The organism is Chloroflexota bacterium (assembly GCA_011322445.1).
In the GTDB taxonomy this organism is placed as follows: Bacteria; Chloroflexota; Anaerolineae; order Anaerolineales; family DRMV01; genus DRMV01.
This window is the reverse complement of record DRMV01000047.1, coordinates 16,279-34,746: the sequence shown is the minus strand read 5'-3', so window position 1 is coordinate 34,746 and position 18,468 is coordinate 16,279. Positions and strand designations below refer to the sequence as shown.

At 64.8% G+C, this 18,468-nt stretch carries 19 protein-coding genes; 10 read left to right on the top strand and 9 right to left on the bottom strand.

Annotated elements, in window-relative coordinates; translation table 11 throughout:
- Positions 1-150 precede the first annotated feature (150 nt).
- The 10 genes from ENJ54_10140 (at position 151) to aroB (ending at position 11,074) form a co-directional block, all read left to right on the top strand.
- Complete coding sequence (locus ENJ54_10140) at positions 151-1,386, top strand: NAD(P)/FAD-dependent oxidoreductase (protein ID HFC10191.1); 1,236 nt, start codon at positions 151-153, stop codon at positions 1,384-1,386.
- Between the two features lie 10 nt (positions 1,387-1,396).
- Entirely contained in the window at positions 1,397-2,041 is a 645-nt protein-coding gene (locus ENJ54_10135) for a DUF1641 domain-containing protein (GenBank protein HFC10190.1), read from the top strand.
- Between the two features lie 3 nt (positions 2,042-2,044).
- Entirely contained in the window at positions 2,045-2,347 is a 303-nt protein-coding gene (tusE, locus tag ENJ54_10130; GenBank protein ID HFC10189.1) for a TusE/DsrC/DsvC family sulfur relay protein, read from the top strand.
- Positions 2,348-2,389: 42 nt separating this feature from the next.
- Positions 2,390-2,908: a hypothetical protein gene (locus ENJ54_10125; protein HFC10188.1), complete on the top strand. Its 519-nt coding sequence runs from the start codon at positions 2,390-2,392 to the stop codon at positions 2,906-2,908.
- 239 nt (positions 2,909-3,147) lie between these two features.
- Positions 3,148-4,161, top strand: coding sequence for a recombinase RecA (recA, locus tag ENJ54_10120; GenBank protein ID HFC10187.1), 1,014 nt, complete (start codon positions 3,148-3,150; stop codon positions 4,159-4,161).
- A gap of 365 nt (positions 4,162-4,526) precedes the next feature.
- Entirely contained in the window at positions 4,527-5,231 is a 705-nt protein-coding gene (locus ENJ54_10115; GenBank protein HFC10186.1) for a hypothetical protein, read from the top strand.
- Positions 5,219-6,760 carry a ribonuclease Y gene (gene rny / locus ENJ54_10110; protein HFC10185.1) on the top strand — a complete coding sequence of 514 codons (1,542 nt, stop codon included), beginning with the start codon at positions 5,219-5,221 and terminating at the stop codon, positions 6,758-6,760. The genes ENJ54_10115 and rny overlap by 13 nt, the downstream gene beginning before the upstream one ends.
- A 66-nt stretch (positions 6,761-6,826) precedes the next feature.
- Complete coding sequence (locus ENJ54_10105; protein ID HFC10184.1) at positions 6,827-8,278, top strand: hypothetical protein; 1,452 nt, start codon at positions 6,827-6,829, stop codon at positions 8,276-8,278.
- Positions 8,279-8,284: 6 nt separating this feature from the next.
- Complete coding sequence (locus ENJ54_10100; protein ID HFC10183.1) at positions 8,285-9,466, top strand: chorismate synthase; 1,182 nt, start codon at positions 8,285-8,287, stop codon at positions 9,464-9,466.
- Positions 9,467-9,496: 30 nt separating this feature from the next.
- Entirely contained in the window at positions 9,497-11,074 is a 1,578-nt protein-coding gene (aroB, locus tag ENJ54_10095) for a 3-dehydroquinate synthase (protein HFC10182.1), read from the top strand.
- Here the strand turns inward: aroB and ENJ54_10090 are convergent.
- The 9 genes from ENJ54_10090 to yvcK form a co-directional block, all read right to left on the bottom strand.
- Positions 11,028-11,351: a hypothetical protein gene (locus ENJ54_10090; GenBank protein HFC10181.1), complete on the bottom strand. Its 324-nt coding sequence runs from the start codon at positions 11,349-11,351 to the stop codon at positions 11,028-11,030. The genes aroB and ENJ54_10090 overlap by 47 nt on opposite strands.
- A gap of 12 nt (positions 11,352-11,363) precedes the next feature.
- Positions 11,364-13,397 (bottom strand): ABC-F family ATP-binding cassette domain-containing protein, encoded by a 2,034-nt coding sequence (locus ENJ54_10085; protein HFC10180.1) that lies wholly within the window; start codon positions 13,395-13,397, stop codon positions 11,364-11,366.
- A gap of 197 nt (positions 13,398-13,594) precedes the next feature.
- Entirely contained in the window at positions 13,595-13,873 is a 279-nt protein-coding gene (locus tag ENJ54_10080; protein HFC10179.1) for a hypothetical protein, read from the bottom strand.
- 70 nt (positions 13,874-13,943) lie between these two features.
- Entirely contained in the window at positions 13,944-14,396 is a 453-nt protein-coding gene (locus tag ENJ54_10075) for an Hsp20/alpha crystallin family protein (GenBank protein HFC10178.1), read from the bottom strand.
- Between the two features lie 228 nt (positions 14,397-14,624).
- Positions 14,625-15,416: a lipoate--protein ligase family protein gene (locus tag ENJ54_10070; protein HFC10177.1), complete on the bottom strand. Its 792-nt coding sequence runs from the start codon at positions 15,414-15,416 to the stop codon at positions 14,625-14,627.
- 39 nt (positions 15,417-15,455) lie between these two features.
- Positions 15,456-16,133 carry a DUF1949 domain-containing protein gene (locus tag ENJ54_10065; GenBank protein HFC10176.1) on the bottom strand — a complete coding sequence of 226 codons (678 nt, stop codon included), beginning with the start codon at positions 16,131-16,133 and terminating at the stop codon, positions 15,456-15,458.
- Positions 16,130-16,585: a type II 3-dehydroquinate dehydratase gene (gene aroQ / locus ENJ54_10060; protein HFC10175.1), complete on the bottom strand. Its 456-nt coding sequence runs from the start codon at positions 16,583-16,585 to the stop codon at positions 16,130-16,132. The genes ENJ54_10065 and aroQ overlap by 4 nt, the downstream gene beginning before the upstream one ends.
- Before the next feature lie 55 nt (positions 16,586-16,640).
- Positions 16,641-17,120: a 2-amino-4-hydroxy-6-hydroxymethyldihydropteridine diphosphokinase gene (folK, locus tag ENJ54_10055; protein HFC10174.1), complete on the bottom strand. Its 480-nt coding sequence runs from the start codon at positions 17,118-17,120 to the stop codon at positions 16,641-16,643.
- A 20-nt stretch (positions 17,121-17,140) separates the two neighbouring features.
- Positions 17,141-18,442 carry a uridine diphosphate-N-acetylglucosamine-binding protein YvcK gene (yvcK, locus tag ENJ54_10050; GenBank protein HFC10173.1) on the bottom strand — a complete coding sequence of 434 codons (1,302 nt, stop codon included), beginning with the start codon at positions 18,440-18,442 and terminating at the stop codon, positions 17,141-17,143.
- Between the last annotated feature and the right edge of the window lie 26 nt (positions 18,443-18,468).

Below are 18,468 nucleotides of genomic sequence, written 5' to 3'. Positions count from 1 at the left end.
CCAGACAGCGGCCCCCTCACCGGTGCTTACATTGTACTATGAGCCGGGGGCATGGCGAAAAACCTTTGCAAAACCTTCACACTGGCTTTAAGGCCAGTTTACGTGCAACGGATATACTGCTTGTGAAACTCTTCTCAAAGGAGCCCTGTTATGAAAACCTTGCTCATTCTCGGCGCCGGTACCGGCGGCACCATGGTGGCCAACAAAATGGCGCAACATCTGGACCCGACGGAGTGGCGCATCATCATCGTTGATCGAGAGGAAACCCACTATTACCAGCCCGGTTTTCTCTTTATTCCCTTTGGGCTGTACACCCCCCGCGACGTCGTCAAGCCCAAACGCAACTTCCTGCCGCCGCAGGTCGAAGTGGTCTTTTCGGAAATCGAGGTCATCGAGCCGGAAAAGAGCCGGGTAAAACTGCGCAAAGACAACCGCACCATCAACTACGACTACCTGGTCATTGCCACCGGCAGCCACATCCACCCTGAGGAAACGCCCGGCCTGGTGGACGGCGGCGGATGGTTCGAGAACATTTTCCCCTTCTACACGCTGGAAGGCGCCACCAAACTGGCCCGCTTCCTCAAGTTCTGGAAAGGCGGGCGGCTGGTGCTGAACGTCGCCGAAATGCCCATCAAGTGCCCGGTCGCGCCGCTGGAATTCCTCTTCCTGGCCGACTGGTTCTTCCACGAGCGCGGCATTCGCGACAAGGTGGAAATCGTGTACGCCACCCCGTTGCCCGGCGCGTTCACCAAACCGCGTGCTGCTGCCATTTTGGGCAACATGCTGGAAGAAAAAGGCGTGCTGCTGGAGCCTGACTTCAACCTGATGGAAGTCGACGCCGGCAAGCAGGTCATCCGCTCCTACGACGAACGCGAAATCGCCTACGACCTGCTGGTGACCATCCCGACGCACATGGGCTCCGATGCCATTGCCCGCTCGAACATGGGCGACGAACTGCACTTCGTGCCCACCGACAAACATACCCTGCGCAGCCGCGACTGGGAAAACATCTTCGTCATCGGCGACGCGACCAACGTGCCCACATCCAAAGCGGGCTCAGTGGCCCACTTCATGCTGGACGTGGTCATCGACAACCTGCTCCGCAGCATGGAAGGCCTGGAACCGCAGCCCAAGTTCGACGGCCACGCCAACTGCTTCATCGAATCGGGCTTCGAAAAAGGCGTGCTCATCGACTTCAACTACGAAGTCGAACCGCTGCCCGGCAAATACCCCCTGCCCGGTTTTGGCCCCTTCTCATTGCTGCAACAATCTTACGCCAATCACTGGGGCAAAATGCTCTTCCGCTGGATGTATTGGAACATCTTGCTGAAAGGTGGCGACATGCCTTTCGAATCGCAGATGAGCATGGCCGGCAAGTGGGTATAGGAGACTTCCCATGACTGCGACTGCCATCTCTCAAGAGCAACTCAGCCTGCTGCTGGAGCGCCTGGACCGCATCAAGGCGCATCTGGCCGAGCAGCGCCGCCGCCAGGAAGAGCTGGACGAACTCAAACGCGACCTGATTCCCATCGGCAACCAGATGGTCAAAATCAGCATCGACGAACTGGCTGAAATCGGCTCCGACTTCAGCACCGAAGACCTGTTCTTCCTGCTCAAGCGCCTGCTGCGCGACATCCACTTGCTGCTCAAAATGCTGGACCAACTGGAATCGGCGATGGGACTGGCCGAGGAACTCAACCGCCTCAGCAAACCCATGCTCACCACAGTGGTGCAGGAACTCGACCGCCTGGAACGGGCCGGTTTCTTCACCCTGCTGCGGGCCGGGTGGGTCGCGGTGCAAGAGGTCGCCGGGGCCTTCCAGCCCGACGATGTGGATGCCTTTGCCCAAGAGGCCGCGGCGCTGCTTACTGCGCTGAAATCCCAACCCGAAGAAACGCCTTCCCTCTGGCATCTTGCCCGCCAAATGCGCGACCCACAAACCCGCCGCGGTTTGGCTCGCGCCCTGGGGCTGCTGCAAGCCCTTGGCAGCGCCAAGCCCGTCAAAACTTCCCCCTCTTCTCCCCCCTCTCAAGGAGCGTAAACCATGATTTCTTTCGAAAACCTCCCGTTCAACGACGAAGGCTACCTCACCGACCCCGCCGTGTGGAACGAAGACATCGCCAAAGCCCTGGCCGAAAAAGAAGGCATCACCCTCACCGAAAAGCACTGGGATATCATCCGCTTCTGCCGCGCCAAAGGGCTGGAAACCGGCAAAGCCCCCACCCTGCGCCAGATTTCCCAGGGCACGGGTGTGTCAACGAAGGAACTTTTCCAGCTGTTCCCCAAAGGCCCGGCCAAGAAAATCGCCAAAATTGCCGGCCTGGGTAAACCCGAAGGGTGCGTGTAACTTTCCCCCGCCCCGGGGGCTTGCAGGCCGCTGGGGCCCCCCATGGAGGATTCCCCCATGACCGACGAACCGGAACGCAAAATTGCCTTCATCTGCTCCAAAGGCAACCTCGATATGGCCTACCCCGCGCTCATCATGGGCTGGGCGGCGCTGGGCAACGGCGTGGACGTCACCGTCTTTTTTACCTTCTGGGGCCTGGACCTGATCACCAAAAGCCGCGTGGACCATCTGCAAATTGCGCCGGTGGGCAACACCAGCATGAAGACCGGCATGATGGGCTTCCCCATCAACATGGGCATTCCCCAAATCTTCGGGGTGCTGCCGGGCATGACCGCCGTGGCCACAGCCCTGATGCGGAAGAAAATCGCCGAAGTGCATGTGCCGCCGGTGCGTGAGATGGTCGAAATGCTGGCCGACGCGGGCGCTCACCTCTATGCCTGCAAAATGACGGTCGATATGATGGGCTTGAGCGAAGAAGATTTCCTGGACGGCGTCGAAGGCGTGGTGACCGCTGGCGAGTTCATCGACATGACCGACGGCGCGCAGATCGTCTTCATTTAGCAAGCGAGTTAGGGTTGCCGGGCTGGGCTCTGTTTCTCCAGGCAGGGCATTGGCCCACCTGCAGGCTGGCGAGGGACGCCGGCCTGCAGGCTTTAACGGCTGCTTTCCCCTGGTCTCGCGCGGCTGATGGACGCGCCCTTGCCAGCATGCCCGGAATGCAGTACACTTTAGAGGGTCATAAAGCACCTTGGGTCTGTGTCAACCCCTTCATTTTCGACTGCAACGGAGTTTTTTCACTCATGAGCGACGGCAAACAAAACGCCTTGCAACAGGCGGTTTCTGAAATCACCAAACGTTACGGCGAAGGCGCCATCATGCGCCTGGGGGAAGCCCACCACCTGCAAGTGGAAGCCATCCCCACCGGCTCTCTTTCGCTTGACATCGCCCTGGGCATCGGCGGCATCCCCCGCGGGCGCATTACCGAGATCTATGGGCCGGAATCTTCCGGTAAAACCACCCTGTGCCTGCACATCGTTTCGGAAGCCCAAAAACTGGGCGGCATTGCGGCCTTCATCGACATGGAACACGCCCTCGACCCCCTTTACGCCGAAGCCATCGGGGTTGACGTAGACAACCTCCTCATCTCCCAACCCGACACGGGCGAACAAGCCCTGGAAATCGTCGAAACCTTAGTACGTTCCGGCGCGGTAGACGTCATCGTGATCGACTCGGTGGCCGCGTTGGTGCCGCGCGCGGAAATCGAAGGCGACATGGGCGATGCCTCGATGGGCATGCAAGCCCGTCTGATGTCGCAGGCGTTGCGCAAACTCTCGGGCGCCATCAAGCAAACCAACACTGCTGTCATCTTCACCAACCAGTTGCGCCAGAAAATCGGCGTGATGTTCGGCAACCCCGAAACCACACCCGGCGGTTTAGCCCTCAAATTCTACGCCTCGGTGCGAATGGATATCCGCCGCATCCAGGCCATCAAAGCCGGCACCGAAATCATCGGCAATCGGACGCGCGTCAAAGTGGTCAAAAACAAAGTGGCTCCGCCCTTCCGCCAGGCCGAGTTCGACATTCTCTACGGCGAGGGCATCTCGCGAGAAGGCGACATCCTCGACCTGGCTGTCAACTTAGACATTCTCACCAAGCGCGGGGCATACTACTCCTACGGCGACATGCGGCTGGGGCAGGGGCGAGAAAAAGTCAAGCATTTCTTGCGCGAACACCCCGACCTGATGGCCGAACTGGAAGACCTCATTCGCGACACCCTGCTCGGCACCGAAGAAGAACCCGCCGCCGAAGGCTGAGACGTCGCGCCACCGGCTTCCTGCCGCTGGTGCGCGCGAAACGCCGCCCGACTTTCGGGTGGGGCTGCGTTTCGTGGGCATCAGGCCCGGCATGTTGAGCGCATGGCAGTGTTCTCTCTCACCCTGTCATCCTTGCCATGCGCCGCCACGGCTGGTCAACGGAACACCGAAGCGCTGTTTGGGTAGGCCGATACCGCAAAGGCGGTTTGTCTATCCTCACGAACAACCTTGCAGGCATTCTCCCCATCCCTGCCGCTCCCCCTGCGAGGCACACAACAGCAACCTCCCCGGCGGTGTCTTACCCACCGCGGGTCGGTGTTACCTAAGTATCGTCCGAAGCCGTGGCGCGTGCCACGGCTTTTTGCATGCCCGCGAGGGCAATCATGGCACCGAAAATCACCGCCATTACGGCGCAACAACGCCACCCCCAGCGGGTCAACATCTACCTGGACGGCGAATTTGCTTTCGGGTTAGCCCGCATTGTGGCGGCCTGGTTGCAGGTCGGGCAAGAGCTCAGCGAAGAAGAAATCGCCCGTCTGCGCGCCGCCGACGCCCGCGAACAAGCCTACCAGCGCGCCCTGCGCTACCTCGGCTACCGCCCGCGCACGGAGGAAGAAATTCGCCGTTATCTTCGTCGCCGCGACGTCGCCGAGGAAGACATTACCGCCGTGCTGGACCGGCTGCGCGACCTGGGGCTGGTGAACGACCTTGCCTTTGCCCGCGCGTGGGTGAACGACCGCACCACCTTTCGCCCGCGCGGCCGCCGCGCCCTGCGCGCTGAACTGCGCCAGAAGGGCCTCTCCGAACAGGCTATCGCCCAGGCACTGGAAGCCGTAGACGAGACCGCCTCAGCGGACGCCGCGGCCAGCAAAGCCCTCCGCCGCTATGGGGGGCTTCCCTGGCCCGAATTCCGCCGCAAAATGAGCGCCTACCTGGCACGCCGCGGCTTCCCTTACGACATCGTCAAGGAAGCCGTGCTCAGGGCGTGGCAGCAACGCCATCCCGATGCCCCCTCGGCCTCAGACGCCGAGGTTCCCCTGGACGACGAGGAAACGCCATGCATGGACTAACTGTTTTCATCACCTTCCTGGTTGTATCGCTAATAGCCCTGGCCGCGGGCTTTGCCGTGGGCTATTTCTGGAAAGCCCGCACCGACAAAAAACGCCTGGCCGATGTGGCTTCCGAGGCCGAGCGCATCGTGCAGCAGGCCAAAGACGAAGCTCGCGAAATCGTGCTGCGCGCCAAAGACGATGCCCTGGCAACCCGTCAGGAAGTCGAAGAGCACCTCAAACAATCGCGGCGCGAACTACGGCGCGAAGAAGAGCGCCTGCAACGCCGCCGCCAGGAACTCGACCGGCGCGCCGAAAGCCTGGAACGCCGTGAGCAAGCCCTCAACAAGCGCCAGAGCGCCCTCGACAAGCGCGCCAACGAAGTCGAGCGCCTCTACCGCGAACAATCGGAGCGCCTGCAGCGCATCGCCCAAATGACGGCCGAAGAAGCCCGCCAGCAACTGCTGGCCGAAGTCGAGCAAGAAGCCCGCGCCGACATGGCGCGCATCATCCGGCAGGTCGAAACCGAAGCCAAAGAAGAAGGCGAAAAACGCGCCCGCCGCCTGATTGCCCTGGCCATCCAGCGCGTGGCTTCCGAGCATGTTTCCGAAATCACCACCTCGGTGGTGCCGCTGCCTTCCGACGACATGAAAGGCCGCATCATTGGCCGCAACGGGCGCAACATCCGCGCCTTCGAGCAAGCCGCCGGGGTCGACGTGATCGTCGACGACACCCCCGAAGCCGTCACCGTCTCATCCTTCGACCCCGTGCGCCGGGAAATCGCCCGCCGCGCCTTAGCCAAACTGGTGCTCGATGGCCGCATTCACCCCGCGCACATTGAAAAAGTGGTCGCCAAAGAACGCGAAGAGGTCGAGCGCATCATCATGGAAGCCGGCGAAGAAGCCGCCTACGAAGCCGGGGTCGCGGGGCTGCACCCCGATGTCCTCAAAATGCTGGGGCGGCTCAAGTTCCGCACCTCTTACGGGCAAAACCAGTTGGATCACGCCGTCGAAACCGCCAAACTCGCTGCCGTGATCGCCGCCGAACTGGGTGCCGACGTCGAAGTCGCCAAAGCCGGCGGTCTGCTGCACGACATCGGCAAAGCCATGGACCACAACCTGGAAGGCACCCACGCCCTCATCGGCGCGGAATTCCTGAAACGCTACGGCGTTTCGCCCCAGGTCATCAACGCCGTCGCGGCGCACCACCACGAAGTCGAGCAGGAAAGCGTCGAAGCCATCATCGTGGAAGCCGCCGATGCCATCAGCGGCGCCCGCCCCGGCGCACGCCGCGAAAGCCTGGAAGACTACCTCAAGCGGGTCCGCGCCCTCGAGGAAATCGCCAACGCCTTCAAGGGCGTGAGCGAAAGTTACGCCCTGCAGGCCGGGCGCGAAATTCGCATCATCGTCCGCCCCGAAGACATCGACGACCTGGAAGCCGCCCGCCTGGCGCGCGACATCGCCAAAAAGGTCGAGGAAAACCTGCACTACCCCGGCCAGATCAAAGTCACCGTGATCCGCGAAACCCGCGCGGTGGACTACGCCAAATAGCCTCACGAGCACTCAACAGGGCGGGTTGGCTTGTCAACCCGCCCTGCTGCTTACCGGGAGGAAGCCATGCCCACCAAACCCATGCTACCCATCCATCCCTGGCTGGCTACCCAGCGGGTGGCATTCGTGCCGGGGGAAAACGCCAGCCCCCTGGCGCGAGAAGTCCTTGCGGGGCTGCGCACCGCCTTCCACACCTTAGGCCACCGCATCGACGAGCCGCCCCGCCCCGACACCAACCTCATCTTCACCACCGCGCCCTTTGGCGAACCGCTCAACTGGCGGCAGGCGCTGATGTTCACCGCCCGGCGGCGCTTCCGCCTGCAAACCACCCCCACCGTGGTCACCGTGGTCGCGGTGTCGCCCCACCGTTTCCAGGCCGCGCTCGACCACCTGGCAGAAGCCCTGGCCCACGACCCCCCGCGCCCTGAAGACTTTGCCTACCCCGGCATGGCCCCTCAGGCTTACCGCACCCTGGTCGAGCAGGGGCGGCGCGGCGGCCCCCTCCTCGCGCTGGAGCGGGTGGTGCAGGCGCAGGCCAAGGGGTTGCGCATCATCCTCACCGTGGGGGAAAACCGCCCCCAGGAAGCCTACCTCTTCGACCTGGTGGGAGCCTACCCCCGCATTCCTTTCACCCACCCCGACACCTTTTACACCGACATTGCCCTGCGGCTGGTCACTGCGGTCAGCGCCGAAGAAGTGACCGACCATGAAATCGTCCCGCCCCCCATCGCCGCCGAGGCATGGCAGCGCGCCGAAGCCCCGCGGGCGATGGTGCGCGCCGGGGCAGCCTTCGGCCAGCGCCGCTTTTTCACCCAAATGGTGCGCATCAACGACCTCGTGGCCGTCCCGGCATTAGAAGCCAGCATTTCCGAACAATACAGCGAGGGCTGTTTTGCCACCTGGGAACCGACCTTCCCGGGGCTGGTAGCCACCATCACCGGCAGCGCCCGCCCCGTCGCCAAAGACGCGCTCACCGAAGATGAACTGGCGGTCATCGTGGGCGTGCGCCCCGACCGCAAGGGCGCCCTGGTGCGCCATGTGGAAGGAAAACGCAACGACCCGCCTTCCTCGGAAGCCGTCGAACTGTTTGCCATCGACGAGGTCCTGCCGCGCATTCGCTGGCAGGAACACACCGTGCCCGTGGTGCGCTCCAAACTGCACGGCCATCGCGGGGTGGCTTCCTATGACCCACAGGTGGTGGAATTTGCCCCCATGAGCGCAGCCTACCACCACTTCCCGGTTTCCTGCGCGACACGTGCCCAGGCCGAGGGCATCGTCGAAGCCTTCCGCCGCGCTGAAACCCTGCGCAACCCTGCCGACCCGCGCACCTTAGCCTTCACCATCATTCCGGGGCACGGCATGGTGGTGGTGGAAAAATGGGTACCGGGCAAAGCCCCCTTTCAGGCCATCTGGGAAGCGATGGACAACGGCGCGCTGGAAATCAGCCCGCGCGTGCCGCAAGGGCCGCACCATTACGAGCCCCGCGACGGGCGCATGGTGATTGCCGAGGAGACCTGACCCGCCATGCTGACGCTGCTAACTGCCGGTGAATCGCACGGACCGGGGTATGTAGCCATTCTGGAAGGCTTACCCGCGGGGCTGCCGCTGCCCGCGGCGGTGATCGACCGCGAACTGGCGCGCCGCCAGCAAGGGTATGGCGCAGGGCCGCGCATGAAAATCGAGCGCGACCGGGTGCGCATTGTGGGCGGCGTGCTGGAAGGCCGCACCACCGGCGCGCCGCTGGGCCTGTGGCTGGAAAACCGCAACCACACCCAATGGGCTGGCAAGGCCGTGCCGCCGATGACCGTGCCGCGCCCCGGCCACGCCGACCTGACCGCGGCGTTGAAATACGGCTACGCCGACCTGCGCCCGGCGTTAGAGCGCGCCTCGGCGCGAGAAACCGTGGCCCGGGTGGCCGCGGGGGCGGTCTGCCGCCACCTGCTCGCGCAGTTTGGCATCCGCATCGGCGGCTATGTGCGCGCCATCGGCCAGGCCGAAGCAGACCTCGCCCCCGCCTTCCCGCTGGACGCCCGCGCCCAGGCTGCTGAAACCAACGACGTCCGCGCGCCCACACCCGAAGCCGCCAACGCTTTCCACGCCGAAATCCAGGCCGCCATCAAGGCCCGCGACACCGTGGGCGGCATCGTGGAAGCCTTCGCCCTGGGCGTGCCGCCCGGTCTGGGCACCCACGTGCATTGGGAACGCCGCCTCGACGCCCGCCTGGCCGCGGCGCTGCTCAGCATCCCTTCGGCGAAAGGCGTGGAAATTGGCGATGCCTTTGCCAATGCCCGCCGCCGCGGCACCCAGGCCCACGACGCCATCACCATCGCCCCCGACGGCAGCCTGCAACGCCCCACCAACCGCGCCGGCGGTCTGGAAGGCGGCATCACCAACGGCCAGCCCGTGGTGGTGCGCGTGGCTTTCAAGCCCATCGCCACCACCCTCACCCCCCAGCCCAGCGCCGATCTGCACACCGGCCAGCCTGCCGAAACCCGCTACGAGCGTTCCGACTTCTGCCATGTGCCGCGGGCTGTGCCCATTGTCGAAGCCGCGCTGGCCTTTGTGCTCGCCGACGCGCTACTGGAACGGCTGGGAGGCGACACCCTGGACGAACTCCAGGCCCGCTTTGCTGCCTTGCCCCACCCGCATCGTGACGCCTTCCCCCTCGACGGGCAGCCCCACACCTTCTGGCCGCCCGAACCGTAACCGGCTGCCCGCCAAACTCCCCCTGTTGCCATGAAATATTTCCTCTACGGCCCTCCTGCTTCCGGCAAAAGCACCTTAGGGCGCGCTTTGGCTGCCGCCTGGGGGCTACCCTTCGTTGACCTCGATGACCGCATCGCCGCCGCAGCCGGCAAACCTATCCCGCGCATTTTTGCCGAAGAAGGCGAGCCCGCCTTCCGCCGCATGGAAAGCGAGGCGCTGAGGGCGGTGACGCAGCAGCCAGGCGACGCGGTGGTGGCTTTGGGCGGGGGTGCACTGCTCGACGCGGCCAACCGCCGTCGGGCCGAAGCCGCGGGCCAGGTGCTGGTGCTGGAAGCCACCCCGGAAACCTTGCTCGCCCGTGCGGAAGCCGCCCAGGGGCAGCGGCCACTGCTGGCCGGTGATTCCCCCACGGCCCGCGCCCGCCGCCTGCAGGAACTCCTGGACACACGAGAAGCCCACTACCGCAGTTTCCCCCTTCGCCTGCGCACCGACCGTCACTCACCTGAAGCCGCCCTGTGGGAAGCCCAAATTCGCCTGGGGCGCTTTCACCTGCGGGGTATGACCTCGCCGTGGGCGCCCGAAGGCTACACCGTGGCCGTGCAGCCGGGGGTGCGGCAGCGTGTGGGGGCCTGGCTGCGCGCCGCCGGACTGGAAGGGCCGGTGGCGCTGGTCAGCGACGCCACGGTGGCAGCCCTGCACGGCGACGCGGTGCAGGCTTCCCTCGAGGCTGCGGGCTATCGTGTCGCGCGGCTGGTCTTCCCCGCGGGCGAAGCCCACAAAACCGTGGCAACCGTGCAGCGCCTGTGGGAAGGCTTCCTGCAAGCCGGGCTGGAGCGCGGCAGCACCGTGGTAGCCCTGGGCGGTGGCGTGGTCGGCGACCTGGCCGGCTTTGCCGCGGCCACCTACATGCGCGGCGTGGCGTGGGTCAACCTGCCTGCCACCCTGCTGGCGATGACCGACGCGGGGCTGGGCGGCAAAACCGGCGCAGACCTGCCCGCGGGGAAGAACCTGGTGGGAGCATTCCACCCGCCCCGCCTGGTGCTGGCCGACCCCGAGATGCTCGCCACCCTGCCCGAGGCCGAGTTCCGCAACGGCATGGCCGAGGTGGTCAAGCACGGTGTCATCGGCGACCCCGCGCTGTTTGCCCTAGCTGCCCGCGGCGCGCGGGAAACCATGACCGCGGAAGTGGCGCGCGGCATGGCGGTGAAAATCCGCGTCATCGAAGCCGACCCCTACGAAGGCCGCCAGCGGGCCGCGCTCAACCTGGGGCATACCATCGGCCACGGGGTCGAAGCGGCCTCCGGCTTCCGGCTGCGGCACGGCGAGGCCGTGGCCATCGGCATGGTGGCCGAAGCCCGCCTGGCCGCCTGGCTGGGGCTGGCCTCCGCCGCGCTGGCCGAGGAAATCGCCGCCGCGTTGAAGGCATGGCACCTGCCTACCACCATCCCCGCGGGGCTTTCCACCGACGCCATCTGGCAGGCCATGCGCCACGACAAGAAAAAGGCCGCCGGGCAGTTGCGGTTTGCCCTGCCCGTGCGCGTGGGCAAGGTGCGCGTGGGCATCACGGCGCCGGAAGAGGCCATCCGCAGCGTGCTGGCCGCCGAGTAGACGCCGCGGCGTCGCGCCCGGTGTGACCTTGCGTTTCGGATAAGTTGAGCAGAGATGGGGGAGCAACCGTCATTAAAACGCGCTGTGCCGTTAGCGTTCCGCTCAGCACAAAGGCATCAAGAGGTTGGGGGAAGACCAACCCGGGCATCCGGGCATCTGAGCATCCGGGCATCTGAGCATCCGGGCATCTGAGCATCCGGGCATCTGAGCATCCGGGCATCTGAGCATCCGGGCATCTGAGCATCCGGGCATCTGAGCATCCCCGAAAACCTGGCATCAGAGCACCTGCTCACGCCTCCAATTGCTTGTGCAGCCCTTCCCAGCGAGCGTAAAGGGCTTCCAGTTCGGCCTGTTGGGCCGCGTAGGCTTCGCCCAGGCGGCGCACTTCCGCGGGGTCGTCAGGTGGCGCGGCCAGGCGGGCTTCCAGCGCGGCCAGCGCGTCTTCCAGCGCGGCGATTTCCTCTTCCATCCGCGCGATTTCCCGCTCGATGCGCCGCCGCTGGTTCTTGGAAAGTCCTTCCCGCTCGCGTTGGGTCTGTCGCTCGTCCCCCGTGGGGCGGGCGGTTTTGCTTTGCGCGGGTGCGGCTTCCCGCGCGGCCAGGTAGGCGTCGTAGTCGCCCAAAAACACGATGAGCGCGGCAGCCTGCGGGCGGATTTCCCAAATCTGCGATGCCAGGGCACGGATGAGGTAGCGGTCGTGGGAAACCAGCAAAATCGTACCGGGGTAATCGGCCAGCAGGCTTTGCAGGGCTTCCTGCGCGGGGATGTCGAGGTGGTTGGTGGGCTCATCGAGCAACAGGAAATTCGCGCCGCTGAGCGCGAGTTGCGCCAGCACCAACCGGCTGCGCTCGCCGCCGGAAAGGGCTTGCACCGGTTTGGCGATATCGTCTCCGCGGAAGAGGTAGCGGGCGAGGTGGTCGCGGGCTTCTGCGGGCGTGAGGCGCGGCGCGGCGCGCAGCAGCGCGTTCAGCACGGTTTCACGCGGGTCGAGTTGCGCGGCAGCCTGGGCAAAATAGCCGATTTTCAGCGACGCACCGAGTTCCACCCGCCCCGCGTAGGGCGGCTGCTGCCCCAAAATGGTCTTCAAAAACGTGGTTTTGCCCGCGCCGTTGGGGCCGATGAGCGCAACGCATTCCCCGCGGCGCAGGGTGAGGTCGGGCACGCGGAAAAGGGGCGTTGCCGCGTCCGCGTAGCCCACCGCGAGGTCGTGGGTGCGCAGCACGATGTCGCCGGAGCGGTGGGACGCGTCCAGCCGCAGGTGCAGTTCGGGGGGCTGGGGTTCGGGAAAACGAAGCGCTCTCAGCCGCCGCTCGGCCTCGGCCACCGGCATGACCGTAGCGTGGACGTCCAGTTCTGCGCTCAGGCGGCTCCATGACGTGCTTTGCAGCGCGTGCAGACCGCCCTTTTCCAGCGCCAGGATGGCGCGGCTCAGACGGCGCAGGCGGCCTTTGGCCTGTGTGGTGTTCTGACCCGCGATGTTGCGCTTGATGTAGGCCAAATCCTTGTGCAGGCGGGCGAGTTCGGCTTCCCACTGCTCGCGGCGGGCTTCCCAACGGCGGCGGCGGTCGGCCACGTAGGCGCTGTAATTGCCGCGGTAGGTTTCCAGCCCGTGAGGGCTGAGTTCCCAAATGGCCTGCGCCACCTGGTCGAGGAAGTAACGGTCGTGGGAAACGAACAGCACCGCGCCCTCATATTGCTTCAGAAAGCCTTCCAGGAAGGCCACGGCCTGAATGTCGAGGTGGTTGGTGGGCTCGTCCAGCACCAGCAGGTCGGGGGCTTCGAGGAGCAGGCGGGCGAGGTACGCGCGGGTGCGCTGGCCGCCGGAAAGTTGGCGCAGGGGGCGGGCGAAATCGGCTTCGCGGAAGCCCATGCCCTGCAAAACACGCTTCAGGCGGCTTTGGTAGGTGTAGCCCCCGCGGCGCTCGAATTCGGCCTGCAGGCTACCGTAGCGGGCGATGCTTTCGGGGGAAGCCGCGTCGCCTTGCATGGCCGCCGCCATTTCGGCCAGGCGGGCTTCCATGCGGCGCAGGTCGTCCAGTGCGGCCGCGACGAAATCGTGCAGGGGGACCTCCCCCGCGGCGCTTTCCAGCACGGCTTCGGGGTTCTGCGGCAGATAGCCGATGCGCAGGCCCTTGGCGCGCTGCACGCGGCCTTCGGTGGGTTCCTCTTCGCCGATGAGGATGCGCAGCAGGGTGGTTTTGCCCACACCGTTGGGGCCAACGATGCCAATGCGCGCGCCGTGAGGCACGCTGAGGCGGACGTTCTGGAATAGATCGCGCGCGCCGTAGGCTTTCGCGAGAGGGGAGGGAGTGGAAAGAAGCATGGGGGAATTTCAGGAGTGAGGAAGTGCCAACCAGCCCTGGTCGGGAGTGAGAGCGAGCGCGTCCATTTTACCCCAAACGCGCGGACGGGGCAGGCTGGTATCCTGCCCCGGGTGAAAGCAAAAAGGCGCGCACCGCGTCGAACCTCACCCCGCTGCTCCTTCGACTGAAGGACGAGCCCGAGCAAGGGGGAAAGGTTCTACGCCGCAGCAGCGGGTTGCTTAGAGGCCTCAGAGGTCTTGGCAGAAGCCGCGGGCTTGCTCGCAGGCTTGCTTTTGCCACCATTATTGTGGCCTCCACGCCCGTGGTCGGTGATGTAGAAGCCGCTGCCCTTGAAAACCACCGCCGGTGGAACGAAGACCCGCTCCACTTCGCGATGGCCTTGCGGGCAGGTCACGGCACTCAAATCGTCACGGAAACTGTAACGGCGGGTAAAAACCTCGCCGCAAACGCGGCAACGGAAGGTATAGGCTGGCATGGCTCGCTCCGTAACAGCAAACGAAGGCCGGGGCCTGGGCCCCGACCTCGCCGCTGAAGGGGTGTTGAGTTTACTTCTTCGCCTTCACCTCAATGGTCTTCGGCCGCACTTCTTCGGCCTTGGGCAGTGTCAAGGTCAGGATGCCGTTCTCAAATTCGGCTTTGGCCTTGTCGATCAGCACCGGCACCGGCAGTGGCAACGAGCGAGAGAAGGTGCCGTAGCGGCGCTCACGGATGTGGTAAGAAGCGTCTTTGATTTCCTCTTCCTGCTTCACTTCGCCGCGAATGGTCAGCACGTCGCCCGTAACGGTGATGTGGAGATCTTCCGGTTTCACGCCGGGCACCGTGGCCTTGACAACCACTTCGTCCTCGGTCTGGTACATATCAATTTGCGGCATCCAGGCCAGATTTTCGCCCAGGCTCAGCGAGAGCGGCCGGGTGAAGGCTTCGTCGAGGAGGCGATCCATTGCTTCCCGCAGCGAAACCACCTCACGGAAGGGATCCCACCGCACGAGTTCAGCCATAGCTCACCTCCTGCTGAAAGGTTTTGCCTTTCTCGGCTCTGCCCTTAACCTACCGCGACAATGTAAGAAAAACGCAAACGAAAAATAAGCGTTTTGTTAGAAAGCGATTTTGGGGGCGGTGCGTTCTGTGCTCCGGCCTCGCTTCCTGACGGCCACACAATGCCCAGCCGCAGCCCGCCTCACCACGGCTTTTTCATAAAAGTGCGCGCTTCATCCAGCGCAAGGGGTTTAGCGGCGCGTCAGCGCCTCCACGCGTGCCAATTCCCCCTCGGTGAGCACTCCAAAGACGAACCGCAACCCCAACGCACCTGCCAGGCCGCGGCGGAAAGCGTCGGCGGCTTCCCACCAGCCCACTTCGCGGCCAGCGGCCTCCGAAGCCGTCAGTGCGCGCTGTCGCACAGCCGCGCGCGCGGCTTTCCGCGCGTGCTCATCGGGAAAACGCAAAACATCGGCAATGCGCCCCAAATCGCCCCACAACGGCAGGCTGCCGTGCTGCAACACCGCCCCCTGCCGCCGCGCCTGCGCGCTGCCCAGCAGTTTCCGCCCCTGCACCGTGATTTCATAACTGGAGGGGGTTTCAAAGCACATCGCCGCAGGCTGCTTCTCGGGGGAACGTTCGCCCTCCATGCGGGCGGCAATGCCCAACAGACGCAGGGCCTCCAACAGGCCCGCGGCAATGCGGCGGTAACTGGGCAACACGCCGCCGCGCATCAAGGGGTGGTCGGCAGGCGCAACCAGGGCATAGGTCAGTTCATCGGTATGCAAAATTGCCCGGCCGCCGGTAGGCCGCCGCACCCACGCCCAGCCGCGGGAAGCCAGGCGCGCGCGGTCCACGTCGTCCGCAGGCTGGTGGCGGCCCAACGAAAGGCACGGCGGGGACCAGGCATACAACCGCAGGGTCGGGGGGGCTTCCCCGCGCCCCACGGCTTCCAGCACGGCTTCATCCACAGCCATATTCCACGCGCCCGCAGCGGGCGGCATCAACAAAAGCCGGAATTCCTGAGGATCGCGCGCGTTCATTGCATCAGGCTCACTTTCACTCAAAAGCGCACACCGGCATCACCCAAGCGTTTCGCAGGGGCTCAGGTCGGGCGGCGGCAGGCGCACCATGCCGGTTTCCAGCACCACGGCCTCCAGCCGCCCTGCCGAAAATTCCTGCAGTGCCTCCTGAAACGCGGGGAAGGCTGCAGCCGGAAAGCGCAGCGTGAGGGTCACTTCCGCAGCAAAGGCTTCATCAAGCACCGTTCCACCGTGCTGCGCCGTCAAGCGCCTGACCTGCTCCAGGCGATTATAAGGCAACCCCAGCATCACCGTATGGCTGAGCACCTTGCGAGCGCGCGGCACGGCTGCCACCACGCGCTGCGCCGCCTGGGTATAGGCCCGCACCAGGCCACCGATGCCCAGTTTAGTGCCGCCAAAGTAGCGGGTCACCACCACAACCACATCACCCAGACCACTGCCCCGCAACACGGCCAGCACGGGCCGCCCGGCCGAACCCGCCGGCTCGCCATCGTCCGAGGCGTGGGCCACCGCGCTCGCCCCACCGCCCACGATGTAGGCCGGGACGTGATGCGAGGCGTCGGGGAACGCCCCGCGAATGCGGGCGACAAAAGCCCGGGCAGCCTCGACCGTGGCCGCAGGCGCCAGCGCCGCAATGAAGCGGGAATTGACGACCACGATTTCGCGCCGCACCTCGCAGGCAGGCACCGGATAGGCGGCTTCAGCGGGGGTGCTCATGCGGGCTTGCCGTGCTCTGCCAGGTAAGCCGCCAGCGCCCGCAGCCCCAAGGCGTAACTTTGCCAGCCAAAACCGCTCAGCGTGCCCAGACATACCGGCGCAATGAGAGAACGGCGGCGGAAGTCTTCGCGCGCGTGGACGTTGGAAAGATGCACCTCTACCACAGGCAAACCCATCGCGGCGATGGCATCGCGCAGCGCCACCGAGGTATGCGTGTAACCGCCGGGGTTGAACACCACGCCATCGGCCCAGGTGCGGGCGTCGTGCAGGGCATCGATCAACGCGCCCTCGCTATTGCTCTGGAAGGCCCGCACCGTCACGCCCAACTCGGCGGCCAGGGCTTCCAAACGGCGATTGATCTCGTCCAGGGTGAGCGCGCCGTAAATTTCGGGCTCACGCGTACCCAGCAGGTTGAGGTTAGGACCGTGAAGCACAAGAATCGCTGGCATCATGACACCACTTTCCACAGGAATTGGAAGCAAACGCCCCTCGCAAAAACCGGCTGCGTCAGCCTTCCCACACGGTAATGCCGGCAGCATCCACCTCGGCCGCCATCTCGGCTACCGTCAACCCCAGCAAGGGGTGACGCAAGCGGGGAGCAATCTCGGCCAAGGGCACCAGCACAAAAGCCCGCTCATGCAGGCGCGGGTGGGGAATGAGCAAGTGCGGCGTTTCCAGCACCAGGTTGCCGTAGAACAAAATATCCAGATCGATTACCCGCGGCCCGTAGCGAAAAGAAGGCTTGCGCCCCAGTTCGGCTTCCATATATTTGAGATAAGTGAGCAGCGCCTCGGGGCCCAGGTCGGTTTCGACGGCCACAACCTGGTTGAGAAACGCCGGCTGTTCCACATAACCCCAAGGCGGCGTTTCGTAAATGCGAGAAACCCGCCGCAAAGTCATCCTGCGGGCCAGCGCCGTGCGGGCGGCTTCCAAACGCGCGGCGCGGTCGCCGAGGTTGGAACCCAGAGCAAGATAAACCAGCGGCATGAGGCTACTCCAAAGGGGCGCTACGTCTTGAGCGGGCCGGTGCGGCTTTCCAGCAGGCGCATCAAAGTCGTAGCTAAGGCTTCGGGGTCGTGCCGGGCCGGGGCATCAGGGGAACAAAGCGCTGCGCTGTGCATGGGGTAGGGCAAAGGACGGTCTTCCTCGACCCGCACCCACGCCACGCCCGGCGGCAACGGCCCTTCAAAAGCGTGGTTCACCAGCACCAGGTCGAACAAATCCTGCCCCACATGGGCTTCGATCACCGCGAGGTGGTCCTGGCACGAAAAACCATCAGTCTCACCAGGTTGAGTAGCGACATTGCACACGAACACCCGCAAAGCGCGGGTGGCGCGCAGGGCCGCGGCAATATCGGGCACCAGCAAGTTGGGCAAAATGCTCGTGTAAAGGCTTCCCGGCCCCACCACCACCATATCGGCCGTCAAAATCGCGCGAATCGCCGCCGGGAAGGCAGGCGGCTGCTCCGGCTCCAGCCACACCCGCTGGATGCGCCCCGCCACCTCGGGAATGCGGCTTTCCCCCACCACCTGCACGCTGGCCGCGTCATGGGGCAACGCCACCTCGGCGGCCAAATGCACCTGCCGCAGGGTGGAAGGCAACACCCGGCCATGCACCGAGAGCACCCGCCCCGATTCGGCCACAGCCTCTTCAAAACTGCCGGTGATCGCGCTCAGCGCCGAAATGAAAAGGTTGCCAAAGGCATGGCCGTCCAATTCGCTGCCGCCGTCGGCAAAACGGTATTGAAAAAGTTGGGTGAGCAGGGCCTCATCGTTGGAAAGGGCCGCCAGGCAATTACGGATATCGCCAGGGGGCAAAATGCCCAGGCTGCGGCGCAACCGTCCCGAAGAACCGCCGTCGTCGGCCACAGTGACTACCGCGGTGATGTTGTGGGTGTAGTGCTTCAGGCCGCGCAGCAAGGTGGAAAGCCCATGCCCGCCACCAATGGCAACCACATGTGGGCCATGCTCCTTGCGACGATACTCGGCCAGGGTTTCAACGATGGGCTTATCGGCCCGCAAAAAGGGCGCCAGCAACGAGCGGCTCAGCCCCCACAGACCCCAGCCCAACGCCAAAAAGCCCGCGGCGCCAAAAATGGCCGCCCGCAGCCAGCGGGGCAAAAAGCGCAACGCAGCCGCCGAAAGCAACGGCAACCACCATGCCTCCGGCGCCGTGCGGTAAAAATTCAACAGTAGCACCGCCAGCCCCAGCCCCAGCAGGGTGGTGCCCAGCACAATAAGTCCCAGCCAGCGCTTGATGCCCAAACCTGGCACGAACCACTGCCCCACGCGGCGGAGAAATTTTTTCATGGCTCCTCGGCTATCCGAAAAACGGG